The organism is Vibrio sp. OPT46, from assembly GCF_015163535.1.
GTDB classification, from domain to species: domain Bacteria; phylum Pseudomonadota; class Gammaproteobacteria; order Enterobacterales; family Vibrionaceae; genus Vibrio; species Vibrio alginolyticus.
On record NZ_JADDYG010000452.1, the window covers coordinates 16,136 to 17,475 of the forward strand.

The 1,340-nt window shown below is 49.7% G+C and carries 2 protein-coding genes; both read left to right on the plus strand.

Going from position 1 to position 1,340, the window contains the following annotated elements; genetic code table 11:
• Positions 1-839, plus strand: an 839-nt coding sequence (locus IQR33_RS19740; protein ID WP_193843957.1) for a glycosyltransferase family 2 protein, incomplete at its 5' end; no start/stop codon positions are given.
• A gap of 2 nt (positions 840-841) precedes the next feature.
• The coding region (locus IQR33_RS33635) for an ArnT family glycosyltransferase (protein WP_228014012.1) at positions 842-1,340 on the plus strand (499 nt) is incomplete at its 3' end.

Consider the following 1,340-nt stretch of genomic DNA (forward strand, 5'->3'; position numbering starts at 1 on the left):
GCCTAATGATCGCGCAAAACTTTTCTCAATCTTCTAGCGACGTTCGTTGTATTGCACTAAGCCGTAACTTCGGCAAAGAGTCCGCCATGAGCGCTGGCCTGGAACACTGCCAAGGTGAAGCGGTGATCGTGATTGATGCCGACTTGCAAGACCCGCCGGAGTTGATCCCGCAAATGGTATCAAAATGGCGTGAAGGGTATGACGTGGTAAATATGCAGCGCAGCGAACGCCACGGTGAAACTTGGTTCAAACGCTTCTCGGCCGCTTGCTTTTATAAAGTGCTTAACAGCATGGCGAAATTGGATGTGCCTGAGAACGTGGGCGATTTCCGTTTACTGAGCGCAAAAGTGGTTAAACACATCAATGCGTTGCCAGAGCGTAACCGATACATGAAAGGCATCTTTTCTTGGCCGGGTTTCAAGCAAGTGACGGTTCAGTTTGAGCGTGACGCTCGTTTCTGTGGTGAAACCAAATGGAACTACCTCAAGCTGATTGGCCTTGCAATGGACGGTATTACCTCGTTTTCCATTCGTCCTTTGCGTTTAGCGACACTTGCCGGTGCATTGGTGGCGTTCAGTGCCTTTATCTATGGCGCATTCATAGTGATGAAAACTGTTGTATTTGGTGAGCCTGTCACTGGCTACCCATCCATGATGGTCGTCCAACTTGCCTTGGGCGGTGTGCAACTGCTGTCGATTGGCCTTTTGGGCGAATACATTGGCCGCATTTTTGTCGAGACCAAGCAACGTCCTCTTTATCTTGTTCAGTCTGTTTACGAGCAGCCTGCAAAACATCAATCCATCCAAACCATGAAGTTTAAACTGGGAGAAACCGCGTAATCATGAGTATTAATAAAACCCATCTGTGGTTGTTGTTGGCGTTTGCTCTTTTACTCCGTCTTATTTCACTTGCCGCTTACCCTTTGATGGACACCACAGAAGCCCGCTACGGCGAAATGGCGCGCTTAATGGTGGAAACAGGCAATTGGCTTACCCCACAGTTTGATTACGGCGTGCCTTTTTGGGGGAAGCCACCCCTGTTCACGTGGATGAGTGCTTACGGCATTGAGCTGTTTGGATTGAATGAATTTGCAGTGCGCGCACCTCATTGGTTAGCGGGTGTTGCGACGATTGTTTTTGTTGCTTTCATGGCGCATCGCGCTGGCTTTAATGCAGTCATCGCAGCGTTGGTATTGGCGACCTGCGGCATCTTTTCAATTGCGGCGGGTGCGGTGATGACAGACATGGCACTGACGTTGGCAATGACCATGGCGATGGTTGGTTTTTACTATTGCTGGCTCGGCAAAGACAAACACAGTCGACTGTGGGGTTACCTCGGTT